Here is a 12,968-nt window from a genome sequence, read left to right on the forward strand (position 1 = left end):
AAGATACAAAAAAGAAAGAAGAAACGAATAAAAAGCGAAATCGTTTTGCCATCTCTACCTTTTCTTTTACCTTTGCCGACAGAAATCAAAGATAAAGTAACAAATATGAAATGTCCAAAATGTAACAATGAAGTAAACGAGCAGGAAAAGAACTGTCCTAACTGCAACTCGCCACTGAACAACAATGACAAGAAGAATGGTCCGACATTAAGCCGAGGACTGGTTGTCTTCATAATCATTGGTACTATTTTCCTTGTCGCCTTCGGTTTCTACTATTATGGTCAGCACAAGAATGACCCGGAATATACACAGACTGCCATTGAGCCAGACTCAAACCTGGCTGACAACGATAAGGCTAAGTTCGACACAATTGCAATAGATATAACAGCCAAGGATTCTGCTGACAACCAGGAGGAGGAACAGGCAGAAAAGGTATTCAACAGTATCCGCAGAAGTAACCGCACAAGCCATAAGAGCAGTCACGAAGAATCATCTTCAAGCAATTCTGACAGGCAGAGCAGTAGCCCAGAACACTCTTCCAGCTCTGCAGGTGAGATACAACCTATAGCTCCTGCTGCTTCCAAGCCCCGTATTGAATCAATTGAGATGGATTAATGAAAATTATTCGAACAAAATATCTACCACCCAAGAATTACGATGCCATCAATATCCTTGGAGTTCTTTTTGCCCATCCTGGGGTTGAGCTTACCAAGGAGTTAATCAATCATGAGCGTATCCACACACGACAGATGTTAGAGATGCTCATACTTCCTTTTTATCTATGGTATCTCATAGAATGGCTCATTCGTTTGCCGATGGCTGGTAATGCCTACATGAACCTTTCCTTTGAACGGGAGGCGTACCAAAACATGAATGACCTTGATTATCTTTCTCATCGACGGCTATTTGCGTGGATGCGGTATTTGAAGTCAAAGTAATTGAAGGGGAATAATTGCTAATCAGCCTAATTAGACCACATAGGACTAATTGGACAGATAACTCCTACTCTATTCCAACAATCTCCAGCACATCACCATCAACCCTGAATCTTACATCCTTACCACCGAAAGGCATACCATAAACACGTTCGGTATCATGTTGATACTGCGGACGTGGATCCTGCGCAAGCACTTCTTTCAATGCAGCAAGTTCCTCTTTCTCAAAACATCTGGCATACTCATCAGACATCATTACTGACAGTTTCTGCCATGCTTTCTTATCTGTAAAACCGCCCTTTGCCTCTGGATGGCTATCAACATACGGAATATAAGGCTTCACATCATAGATTGGCGTACCATCCATCAAGTCAGCCCCAACAACCTCTATTACACTATCAGTTATCTGCTTAATCCGGACTGAAGACAGTCCAAGACCATTCGGGCGAAAGGGTGAACGCGTAGCAAACACTCCCAGACGTTCATTACCTCCCAAACGTGGAGGGCGAACGGTAAGTTTACCGTCATCAGTAGATTTGTTAGCCGAAAAGCCCCAGATCAACCACAGATAATCAAAACCTTCCAGTCCACGCAGAGCCTCCTCACGCTGGTACTGAGGTTCAAAAACAATCCTCCCGACAAGATTGTCTGCCAAGCCACTTTGACGTGGAACACCGAACTTCGAAGTCAGTGGCGAACGGAAAAAAGCGATGGGTCTAATCTCTTTCATGCAGACAAAGGTAATATTTTACGCTGAATTGCTATAAGATAAATGATTTTTATTTATCTTTGCAAGCGAATAATACTATCAAACAATGGAAAATAAAGCGAATCAAAACATTGACCTTCCTGAGAATGCTTTCAGGGAGTTGAAAGATGGCGAAGAGTACGAGCCGGTCATGTCGCCGCAGAAAACCTATCGTGAAGTAAGCCCGTGGTCTATCACATGGGGTATTCTCATGGCTGTCCTGTTTTCGGCTGCAGCTGCCTACCTCGGTCTGAAGGTAGGACAGGTATTTGAGGCAGCCATCCCAATCGCCATTATCGCTATCGGTCTGTCATCAGCCACAAAGCGCAAGAACGCATTGGGTGAGAACGTCATTATCCAGAGTATCGGTGCCTGCTCAGGTGCTGTAGTTGCCGGTGGCATCTTCGTTATGCCAGCCATCTATATGCTCGAGCTGGAAGCCGACTTCTTCAAAATCTTCATTGCAGCAGCTTTAGGAGGCATACTGGGCATTCTCTTTTTGATTCCTTTCCGCAAGTATTTTGTTAAGGATCAGCATGGTAAATATCCTTTCCCTGAAGCAACGGCTACCACACAGGTACTCGTAAGCGGTGAGAAAGGCGGAAGTCAGGCAAAGCCCCTGCTCCTCGCTGGTCTTGTAGGTGGACTCTACGATTTCATTGTCGCAACCTTTGGTTGGTGGAACGAGAACGTAACCAGCCGTATGATAGGCTTAGGCGAGACTATTGCCGACAAAGCAAAGCTCGTCTTCAAGGTCAATACCGGTGCAGCAGTCCTCGGGCTTGGCTATATCATCGGTCTGAAATATGCCTTCATCATCTGTGTCGGCTCACTGACCGTATGGTGGCTCATCGTACCGGGAATGGCTCTTATCTTCCCTGACACAGTATTGAATCAGTGGGACCCATCTATCACAACAGCCGTAGGACAGATGGCACCGGAGGCTATCTTTAAGTCATATGCTCGCTCAATCGGTATCGGTGGCATCGCAATGTCAGGTATCATCGGTATCGTGAAGTCATGGGGCATCATCAAGGGTGCTGTCGGTCTGGCTGCACGTGAGATGAAAGGTAAAGGCAGTGGACAGGATGAAGTTATCCGTACACAGCGTGATATTTCGTTTAAGATTATTGCTTTCGGAAGTATTGCCACACTCGTTGTCACCTTCCTCTTCTTCTATCTTGGGGTGATGGACTTCAATCTGCTCCATGCAGTTGTGGGCATCTTGCTCGTTGCAATCATAGCCTTCCTCTTCACCACAGTAGCCGCTAATGCCATTGCTATCGTAGGAAGCAATCCTGTATCGGGCATGACACTGATGACCCTCATTCTTGCCTCAGTCGTGATGGTAGCAGTCGGACTGAAAGGCAATGCCGGCATGCTGGCTGCTCTCCTTATGGGTGGTGTTGTATGCACGGCACTCTCAATGGCCGGTTCATTCATCACCGACCTGAAGATTGGCTATTGGCTTGGCACAACTCCTAAGAAACAGGAAACTTGGAAATTCCTCGGTACTATCATCTCTGCAGCTACTGTGGCTGGCGTAATGATTGTATTGGATAAGACCTACGGCTTCAACTCCGGCAAACTGGCAGCTCCACAGGCGAATGCCATGGCAGCTGTCATCAAACCACTGATGAGCGGACAGGGTGCACCTTGGATTCTCTATGGCATCGGTGCAGTTATCGCTCTCGCACTCGACCGCTGTAAGGTTCCTGCCTTGGCTTTCGCCTTGGGTATGTTTATTCCTCTGGAGTTGAATATCCCATTGTTAGTAGGCGGCACAATGAACTGGTACGTAACCACACGTTCTAAGAACGAAGCTGTCAACAAGGCACGTGGTGACAAGGGAACACTCCTTGCTTCAGGCTTCATTGCCGGTGGTGCACTGATGGGCGTTATCTCTGCTCTGCTGAAGTTTGGCGGCATTGAAGTCGATTATTCAGCTTGGTGGGAAAATCATCTCTCTGAACTGCTCTCCCTCGTGGCGTACGCAGCATTGATTCTCTACTTCATCCTTGCTACCAGACTTAGCAAGAACGAGCAACCGGAATAAAATCTAACCTTGTCGGACAAAACACTTTCGTTTGTCCGCAAGGGTTTGTAAAAATCCTAAAGGAGGCTGTATCAAAATGTTCCGATTCTGATACAGCCTCTTTTCTTTCGCTGTTTGATAATTAGATCCTAACCCGTCGTTGAGCACAATATCCATTATTGTTATCAATCATATTGCTTTCTGACATCTTATACTTTCTTGTAGGCATCTTGTATGTCGTTCTCACTTGACGCTGCTCGCTACGCCTTCGTTACAAAAACAAACTATCTGCTTGACAATAAAACTAAATCAGTTCAGGTTCTAATAAACCGATTAGGGTTAAAACTGCACATACAACTATTTGAATTTTCTTTACACAATTTCCTACAAACCTTGAGTAAAAGTCAGGAAATACCGACACAACCACCTCCTTTGTAACAAACAGATTTGCAGATAGTTACGAAACACGCAAAGAAGAAGTGCTTAATTGGACTTCAAAAGGGCGTTAGTAAGCCCCCAACTAAGCATCTTTTGGACGCCAACTAAGGTCTAATTCAAGTGCAAGTAAGCACCAGTAAAATTACAGGACATGAAATATCATGACAAAACACGCATCACAGTCCCATCTTAAAAACAAAAAAAGCATGGACTTATCAGCCCTATGCTTTTGTAATCACAGCAAGAATCCTTGCTGGAATATATTACCATAAAACGATTACGAAACGTTTATCTACGTCCGTGATAACCCATTCCGTGCTTTTCATCATGCGTAAAGCGGGTGCTGAAATCAGGCTTATCCATCTCTATCGGGTTCGCATTAAGTTCCGGCTCTCCCATCCACTCTACTATCTTATCTACCCACAAAGCAGCTCCCTGACGTGTGGGATGAATACCATCTGCACGTGAAGCAATGACGGAACTACTGTCGAAGAAACGTCCTTCTCCCGTACAGTCACGAATGACATTAACGATGGTACGGTCCTTTACTTTCTGCCAAGGAAGCGGTCCGACCCACACGTATGGGATATTGCCAACACGACTAAGAATAGTCTGGATTGCCGTTTCACGTCTGCTATAATCCTTGTAACCTAAGTCGTTGGTACCCAAACTGATAATTATATATGTAGGACGCACCTTCTCAATTTGGTACTGAAGGTCGGCTGCTATTGCCCAGTCGCGTGTCGTACTACCGTACCATACGATGGAATGGAACTCAAAGCCGTTCTTTACAGCATAATCATTGAAGCGTGTTCCCAGACCGTCAGCCATGGAATCGCCGACAAGCAGGACAACCTGGTTACGGCTCTCGGCAACTTGTGCCACATGCGTTGTGGATACAGGAAGAGGTGCCATCGACATCTCTTCAGTCTCAGCCAGAATTTTCTGCGGTGCAGCCTGTGCCGGCATTGCATCAGGCTCTACCGACTCAGTCGGCTTTACCTCCCACGCATCAATGCTGGCAGCATCCTGTGCCCAGGTCATATTCGTTAAAAGAAGAAGTAATAATACAATGAAATACTTTACTGTTCTCACAATCTCTTATTTTATGCGTTGCATGGCATGATTATGCCGCCATATCTCAACGCTGTTAATAATATTCTGCCATAATATGTAGCATCCTGGTCCCACTGATGAGAGAGGGTTCAGATATGTATAGGCTATCCAAATGGCAAAAGCAGTATTCTTCTGTCCCAATCCCTGTCCTGCATTGATAGTGCTATGGAAGAAATGACCGATATACCTGCCTACTGCAAACTGTATCAGGCAAAGCAAAAGAGCCAGAGCAGCTATCAGCAAGAGGAAACTGACAGATACATCAGCATGGACTATATTCTTCACCGTAGTGCCTGAAACGATGAGCAGCGAACATCCCCAAAGATAATAACTAAGGTCATTCACACTGATTACCCATTGATAGAACCTGTGCAGGACATGCCAGTGCTTCGTTATATATGCCAGAAACATTGGTACTACCAAGACCAGGCACACCTTGTAAAGGATGAGCATGAAGGCACTCCAGAACGTCATACCAGCCCCTGGTTCAATCAAAGGAAAGCATACTGGGATAAGAATAGCACAGATGAAGTTGGAGAGGAACATATAGGTTGTCATCTCCTCAAGGTTTCCACCTAACTTCTGTGTCACCACTGCTGCTGCAGAGGCACAGGGACCAATGATACATGTGAGGACTGCCTCAAGCAATATAAGCGGCTCACCTGTGACATGGAAAGTCAGAATTGCACCAACAACTATCGCTACAAACAACATTTGAAAGATACCTATCCATAGATGCCAGCCAACAGGAATGAGCTTACGGAAATCCACTTTGCAGAAGGTGACGTACAGGATGAGGAACATGAACAACGGGAGAACTGTGTCAAGAACGGGGGCAAAGAAGTTTGCAGCACCATCCAAGGCTGGAATAAAGGCAAAAACGAGATACAACAAGGTACCCGTAACTATTGAAACAGGCAACGTCCAATCCTTTATAAACCGAATTATTCTCCTCATTTTATCATCAACTCAAGCTGAGTCCACCTCCTTTTAAACAGGAAGTCGGCTGCAAAGTTACGAAAAAAGACTGAAAATCAGCAATGTAATTCAAATTTAGTAATCTTGATTAAGAGTAATTCAAAGTCCTGAAACATGACTTTTATGTTCGGAATCCTTTGTTTACCATGCTTCTGCCAGCCTGGACACAAAGTTCAAAACACGAAGTTAAGAATGAAAATCAATCCTTACTTTTAAACTAAAAAACCAAGTCATGAATGGCAATCACACCTGTTCAAAACCTAAGTTACAGATTGAATAGAACAAAAATCCCACCAACTTCACAGTCAGTGGGATTCATTGAAGTATATATGAAGCTATAGAAAAGCGATTTACTTCTATTATCTTTCGCGCAGACCGCTTACTGCACCAGTGCTATTCTTCGCATAGTCGTTCTCCTTGGCAGCACCGAAGGAAGCCTGCTTTGAAGCCCTTGTCAGACTATTAGATGCCTTTGCACTTGCTGGTTTCTGGCGGGCAAGGTCGAAGCTCATGACATCCGTCGTGTTCGTACTGCGTGCCGTACCATAGAAGGTGTCATATCCCTTTGCCTGCTCATAGCCTAAGTGGAAGCCTTCAGTTGTCGAATTCAAGTTGAGACGGAAGATAGTTCCACTCTTGGTGTACTTGATATAAATATCTCCGTTACTATCAACATTCCAGGAGAAAGCCAATGTCTGCTGATTTCCAGATGCGTCAGTATCCACCTCAACACCATTTCCCTGAAGCGAATTAGAGGAAGATTTGTACTGGAAGAATTTCATATTAGCACTGAAACTGGTACGTATACGTTGATGGGTGTTATCATCCGTGTACTCAATCGTCATATCACCCTCCCACTCACCAGTAAGTGTCTGTGCCTCAGCAACCAGTCTGTTTACCTGCGAGTTTTCCTGCTGGCGGTAGCTATTACTCCAATTATAATAGCCGTTATTACCGACAGCTTCCATGAAAGCATAGAACTCTGAAGTTGTTGCTTCTGGATAGTAATAATAGAACCAGTTGTAAGCCGTATAATAACTTGAGCCATTTGGGTACTCATACAGATAGTTCCGTACGGCAGCACTTACCAGACTATTATAATAATAATCGTCACCCCAATGGTCATCATCACAACTCGTGAATGTCAAGGGACTTGCAACCAAGGCAAGTGCCAGGAATAATTTAGTGATTCGTTTCATACTCATATCCGTTATTATTAATTATTCATTGTTTACTGTTGCAAAAATACACAAACATTATAAAGATAAATGCGTAAATTCACTATTTGCCAATAGGGAAAACCCTACTATCTTCTATGGAATCCATAATCCCAAATCATGACATGCAATGTTCACTACGTGCGGAACAGGATTTCGCTTCTTATTCTACAACATAGAACATCTGAAAACAAGGGAACTATTGGAACGGTTATCAACAGAACGTCAGAACAGACGAAGCATACAGACTACCAGACAACAACTCTATTCACTCATAATTCTATCAGCTCCTTTTCAAATAATCACAATTTTGAAATAACAGTTTATGAACGATGAATTAACCTTAATACTATAAAATCTTTTAAACTATGAAGGCAGAAACAAATAAAATTCGTACATTTGCAAGATAGAAAGAATAAGTATTTTAAAATATATAAAGAGAAGATTAAGACACAGAAATGAGAACAGTTTATGAATTCTCTGTCAAAGACAGAAAAGGTAAGGCGGTATCCCTGAAAGAGTATGCTAATGAAGTTCTGCTGATTGTAAACACAGCTACCAAATGCGGCTTCACACCAACCTACGAGCAGTTGGAAGCACTCTATGAGAAATACCATGCACAGGGCTTTGAAGTACTGGATTTCCCTTGTAACCAGTTTGGTCAGCAGGCACCGGGCACAGACGAAAGTATCCATGAATTCTGCAAACTTACCTACGGCACAAAATTTTCACGTTTCAAGAAGGTAAAGGTGAACGGCGAAGATGCTGACCCTCTCTTCAAATTCCTCAAGGAACAGAAGGGATTTGCTGGTTGGGACGAGTCACACGAGCTTTACCCAATCCTCGACAAGATGCTTTCTGAGGCTGACCCTAACTACAAGGAGAGCGCAGAAATCAAGTGGAACTTCACTAAGTTCCTCATTAACAAGAAGGGTCAGGTAGTTGCTCGCTTTGAACCAACAGAGAGCTTTGAGAATATCGCTAAGCAGATTGAGGAGTTATTGTAGGATAAAGGATTGCAATTAGTTCTATCCTAATTAAGATAATAGCTATTTGCAAGATTACATATAACGAAACGATAAAAGGCAAAGAGTTTAGTACTCTTTGCCTTTTATTATTTAATCACACTTATTGTTGTCCGAAAAGCAGAAACCAGCTTACTTCATCTTTTGGTGTTACTTGTGGTAGTAAAACTCTTTCCTAACAACTGTTTACTTTCACGATGGTAAGATATTGCAAGGTAAATGGCACTCAGCACCAATGATGCTTACCAATAGCACAACACGTGCTGGGCAACAACACATAGGTAAAACACGCAGAGTAAGTTTCCAGCTTACTTCATTTCGGAATACAAACCCTACTTTCTTGCAGGGAGAAAGTAGCATGCGGAAAAAGTAATCAATCCATTCAACATCAACAACTCGTAGCCAAACTTATAACCAGTAGTCTTTGAAACGATTGTATCTAACGCAAAACAAAGAAGTGGACTGGCTACTGCTATATATGGTGTCAACTTATCATTCACTGCTCGCTTTGTACATAAGCCAAAAGCAAAGAGACCTAAGAGCGGTCCGTATGTATAAGAGACGATGGTGTAAATGGCATCTATCAGACTCGTTGAATTGACATAGCGGAAAACAAGGATAAACAGCACAAACACAACAGACATACCAAGATGCGCCTGCTTACGTAGTTTTTCATCTTTTCGTCGGTTACAGATGTCCACACAGAAGGTGGTGGTCAAGGCTGTCAAGGCCGAATCGGCACTGGAGAAACAGGCTGCAACAATGCCTATCGTGAATAGGACGACAACCAGCGTACCTAACTGTCCGCCGGCAACAGCCTGAAGCATCAGGTTGTCAGGCATATCAGGTAGTACCTGCCCTACCCTGTTGAAATACATCATCAGCAACACACCTAAGGAAAGAAAGAGCAAGTTGGCTGGCGCAAAGGCGAAGCCATAGGTACACATATCCTTCTGCGCTTCACGCAAGGTCTTACAGGTAAGGTTCTTCTGCATCATATCCTGATCCAGCCCCGTCATCACAACCACAATAAAGATACCACTGAGAAACTGCTTCCAGAAGTTCTGTTTGGACACCCAGTCATCGAAAACAAAAACACGCGAATGACCGTCATTGGCTATTGCCTGAGCGGCTTCAGAGAGGTTCATCCCAAGCGCATCCACCACCTTATATATAATAAGGAGAAGTGCAAGGAGCATGCAAAGCGTCTGGAAAGTATCTGTCAGCACAAGTGTCCGTATACCTCCCCGTCGTGTATAAAGCCAAATCAGAGCCACAAGGACTACCACCGTTACAGGAAAGGGTACGCCGTATGCATCTAACACAAAACGCTGAAGAATCATACAGACGACATAGAAACGCACGGCGGCACCTGTCATCTTCGACAAGAGGAAGAAGGAGGCACCGGTCTTATAGCTCCGTCTGCCCAGACGACTCTGCAGATAAGAGTAGATTGTCGTCAGTTTCAGCCGGTAATAGACAGGAAGCAAGAGAAATGCCACAGCAAAATAGCCAAGGATAAAACCTAAACAGGTCTGCATATAAGTCATATCACTCGTCATCACCATACCTGGCACGCTGACAAAAGTTACACCGGAAATGCTTGCGCCAATCATCCCGAATGCTACAAGATACCACGGCGACTGTCCGTTTGCACGGAAGAAAGCCTCGTTGTCAGCCTTATGTCCGGTGATTCTACTAATTAACAATAAGATGCAAAAATATGCAAGAATAGTACCGATTATAATCATAGTGACGGCAAAATTACTAAAAATATTACCATTCCATGCATTTAGAAATTCTTATTTTGTAACTTTGTAGAATATCATCCTATCCGATGACATTTATCCATCGTTTAAACTGTAACAGTATGGCTCAGAAAAGATTTCTACTTAATGAACAAGATATACCTACACAGTGGTATAACATTCAGGCTGATATGCCGACCAAACCGCTTCCTCCCCTCAACCCGGCTACACGTGAGCCGATGAAAGCTGAGGACCTTGCCGAAATCTTCAGCATGGAATGTTCCAGACAAGAACTTGACTGTGAGCACGCCTGGATTGATATTCCCGAGGAAGTACTGGACATGTATAAGTACTATCGTTCCACGCCTCTTGTCCGTGCTTACGCCCTGGAGAAGGCCCTGGACACACCGGCACATATATATTTCAAGAATGAAAGTGTGAATCCTCTGGGCTCGCACAAGGTCAACTCTGCCATTCCGCAGTGTTACTATTGCAAGAAGGAAGGCGTGACGAACGTGACGACTGAGACGGGTGCGGGACAATGGGGTGCTGCACTGTCATACGCAGCAAAGGTTTTCGGACTTGAAGCAGCTGTCTACCAAGTGAAGATTTCAATGCAACAGAAGCCTTACCGTTCGCTGATTATGAGGACTTTCGGGGCTATGGTTGAAGGCTCTCCTTCAATGTCTACACGTGCAGGAAAGGACATCGTCACACGTGACCCGACACATCCCGGCTCATTGGGAACAGCCATATCTGAAGCTATCGAGCTTGCAAGGACAACACCTAACTGCAAGTATACCTTGGGCTCGGTGTTAAATCATGTTGCACTGCATCAGACCATCATCGGACTGGAGGCTGAAAAGCAGATGGAGATGGCAGGGGAATATCCCGATAAGGTCATCGCCTGCTTTGGAGGTGGCAGTAACTTCGGTGGTATCGCATTCCCTTTTATGCGCCATAACATCCTTGAAGGAAAGCAGACGGAGTTTATTGCAGCTGAGCCGAACAGCTGTCCGAAGCTGACACGTGGCAAGTTTGAATATGACTTCGGCGACGAAGCCGGTTACACCCCATTACTGCCAATGTACACGCTCGGTCACGATTTCAAGCCGGCAAACATACATGCAGGCGGCTTGCGCTATCATGGTGCAGGCGTCATCGTCAGTCAGCTTCTCAAAGACGGATATATGTACGGAATGGATATACCGCAGCTGGAAAGTTTTGAAGCAGGTATCCTGTTCTCCCGGACAGAGGGAATAATCCCGGCACCAGAGAGCTGTCATGCCATTGCAGCAGCTGTACGGGAAGCAAAAAAAGCAAAGGAAACGGGCAAACAGGATGTCATTCTCTTTTGTCTTTCGGGACATGGACTTATTGATATGACCGCTTATGACACCTATATCAATGGTGACTTGAGAAACTACACGCTCTCTGACGAAGACATAGAAAGAAACCTCGGAACACTTCCACAAGTGTAATTACAAAGCCAAACATCAGATTTTCAATGTATTAAACACCTAAATAACTTATAGAAAGTCAAGCCATTACCACATGCACATAAGGCAGATGACATGAAGAAGAGGAGCGGTGCGACCCCCGACAATTCATGAAATAGTCTTCAACACCTGTGGATTAAATGGCAAAACATCCATTACAAAGAGCTCACAAAGACATTACAATAGAGTTACAAAGGCTTTGTAATAATATTACAGACGCTTTGTAGAACTTCTACAAAGCGTCTGTAATATTTTGTAGACATCCTTTTAGTCTTTACTGTTCCCCTATCCTGCTTGCTTGTAGTGCTGCACCAATCGCCGTACAATACTCCGAGTACTTTGGAATGATAAAACGTACATCATATATCTTCTCCATCACAGGGAAGAGAAGTTCACACTGTGGCAGCAAGGTAAGGTTTCCAATAAGTACAAAGTCACGTATATCACTGTTCAATGCACTCAATATTGTCGCAGAACCAATAGACTGCAACACCAGACCAATCAATCCCAGAGCAATATCCTCACGGCTGGCATTTGCCTGTGCATTGGCAAAGAGCGAAGCTGTTGCGTCCATCGGCAATCCCGGGAGAGGATTGGTAGATATATCCTTGATTTGCAGATTGATACGGGAAATATCACCCTTCATCGCCAAAGCAATGATTTCCTTCACATCATCCGTCTTCAATAGCAGGCGGGAAAGACCGCTCAATGTTCCGCCACCAATACCGATACCACCTATATGGCGTATCTTGCTGCCATCACAAAGCACAAGAGAAGTACCCGTACCCATGGAGACAACAATCATGCGCTGCAGCTTTGACTCAAACTGGGCACCCAAACCATCAGCCAGAAACTCGTCAGCCTTTGCTGTAGGGAGCCCATAGACAGGCTTATTGATATAATGGGCTCCCACGCCAGTGAGCATTACCTGCTCTACATCAGACAGCTCTATCCTATTGTCATACAGATACTTTCCAAAAGCTCCATACAAGGAAGTCACCGGGTCTGTAGCCTTGATGCGCAACGGCTTGATAACCTTTCCTTCTCTGATTCCAACAATCTTGGTTGTCGAAATCCCCACATCTATACCAATGGAAATCTTCATATACCTTATATATATTTATACTGGAGCTTCGTAAGCTCCACGCCATAGGAGCTGAAGAATCTATCAGAAACTGTGAGGATTCATGTCAATACCAGACCTTTACACTGTCAGGTTTCACACGTAA

Annotated in this window: 11 protein-coding genes; 5 read left to right on the forward strand and 6 right to left on the reverse strand. The window is 44.3% G+C overall.

Annotation, left to right across the window (positions count from 1 at the left end; all coding sequences use genetic code 11):
* The first annotated feature begins 105 nt into the window (after positions 1 to 105).
* Together ADJ77_RS09685 and ADJ77_RS09690 are read left to right on the forward strand one after the other, a co-directional pair.
* Complete coding sequence (locus ADJ77_RS09685; RefSeq protein ID WP_025078307.1) at positions 106 to 615, forward strand: zinc ribbon domain-containing protein; 510 nt, start codon at positions 106 to 108, stop codon at positions 613 to 615.
* Positions 615 to 938: a hypothetical protein gene (locus ADJ77_RS09690; protein ID WP_050696348.1), complete on the forward strand. Its 324-nt coding sequence runs from the start codon at positions 615 to 617 to the stop codon at positions 936 to 938. The genes ADJ77_RS09685 and ADJ77_RS09690 overlap by 1 nt, the downstream gene beginning before the upstream one ends.
* Positions 939 to 1,002: 64 nt before the next feature.
* On the opposite strand, the gene tsaA is transcribed toward ADJ77_RS09690, so the two are convergent.
* Complete coding sequence (tsaA, locus tag ADJ77_RS09695; protein WP_025078306.1) at positions 1,003 to 1,665, reverse strand: tRNA (N6-threonylcarbamoyladenosine(37)-N6)-methyltransferase TrmO; 663 nt, start codon at positions 1,663 to 1,665, stop codon at positions 1,003 to 1,005.
* 85 nt (positions 1,666 to 1,750) lie between these two features.
* Between tsaA and ADJ77_RS09700 the strand changes: the two genes are divergently transcribed.
* Positions 1,751 to 3,739 carry an OPT family oligopeptide transporter gene (locus ADJ77_RS09700; RefSeq protein WP_025078305.1) on the forward strand — a complete coding sequence of 663 codons (1,989 nt, stop codon included), beginning with the start codon at positions 1,751 to 1,753 and terminating at the stop codon, positions 3,737 to 3,739.
* 705 nt (positions 3,740 to 4,444) lie between these two features.
* Here ADJ77_RS09700 and ADJ77_RS09705 read toward each other — a convergent pair.
* The 3 genes from ADJ77_RS09705 to ADJ77_RS09715 all read right to left on the reverse strand — a co-directional run bounded on the left by ADJ77_RS09705 (position 4,445) and on the right by ADJ77_RS09715 (position 7,449).
* Complete coding sequence (locus ADJ77_RS09705) at positions 4,445 to 5,251, reverse strand: SGNH/GDSL hydrolase family protein (protein ID WP_025078304.1); 807 nt, start codon at positions 5,249 to 5,251, stop codon at positions 4,445 to 4,447.
* Positions 5,252 to 5,257: 6 nt separating this feature from the next.
* Positions 5,258 to 6,229, reverse strand: a complete 972-nt coding sequence (locus ADJ77_RS09710) for a bile acid:sodium symporter family protein (protein ID WP_025078303.1) — start codon at positions 6,227 to 6,229, stop codon at positions 5,258 to 5,260.
* Between the two features lie 380 nt (positions 6,230 to 6,609).
* A complete protein-coding gene (locus ADJ77_RS09715) occupies positions 6,610 to 7,449 on the reverse strand; it encodes a hypothetical protein (RefSeq protein WP_025078302.1) in 840 nt (279 codons plus the stop codon).
* Positions 7,450 to 7,925: 476 nt separating this feature from the next.
* Here ADJ77_RS09715 and ADJ77_RS09720 point away from each other — a divergent pair, with 476 nt between their 5' ends.
* Positions 7,926 to 8,474: a glutathione peroxidase gene (locus ADJ77_RS09720; RefSeq protein WP_025078301.1), complete on the forward strand. Its 549-nt coding sequence runs from the start codon at positions 7,926 to 7,928 to the stop codon at positions 8,472 to 8,474.
* A 350-nt stretch (positions 8,475 to 8,824) separates the two neighbouring features.
* Here ADJ77_RS09720 and ADJ77_RS09725 read toward each other — a convergent pair whose 3' ends face one another.
* Positions 8,825 to 10,243, reverse strand: a complete 1,419-nt coding sequence (locus ADJ77_RS09725; protein WP_042740935.1) for a sodium:solute symporter — start codon at positions 10,241 to 10,243, stop codon at positions 8,825 to 8,827.
* A gap of 119 nt (positions 10,244 to 10,362) precedes the next feature.
* Here ADJ77_RS09725 and ADJ77_RS09730 point away from each other — a divergent pair, with 119 nt between their 5' ends.
* The gene (locus ADJ77_RS09730; protein WP_025078300.1) at positions 10,363 to 11,721 is read left to right on the forward strand and encodes a TrpB-like pyridoxal phosphate-dependent enzyme; all 1,359 of its coding nucleotides are present in this window, start codon (positions 10,363 to 10,365) and stop codon (positions 11,719 to 11,721) included.
* 292 nt (positions 11,722 to 12,013) lie between these two features.
* On the opposite strand, the gene coaW is transcribed toward ADJ77_RS09730, so the two are convergent.
* Positions 12,014 to 12,844, reverse strand: coding sequence for a type II pantothenate kinase (gene coaW / locus ADJ77_RS09735; RefSeq protein ID WP_050696349.1), 831 nt, complete (start codon positions 12,842 to 12,844; stop codon positions 12,014 to 12,016).
* Positions 12,845 to 12,968: the final 124 nt, after the last annotated feature.

The organism is Prevotella fusca JCM 17724 (genome assembly GCF_001262015.1).
Taxonomy (GTDB): domain Bacteria; phylum Bacteroidota; class Bacteroidia; order Bacteroidales; family Bacteroidaceae; genus Prevotella; species Prevotella fusca.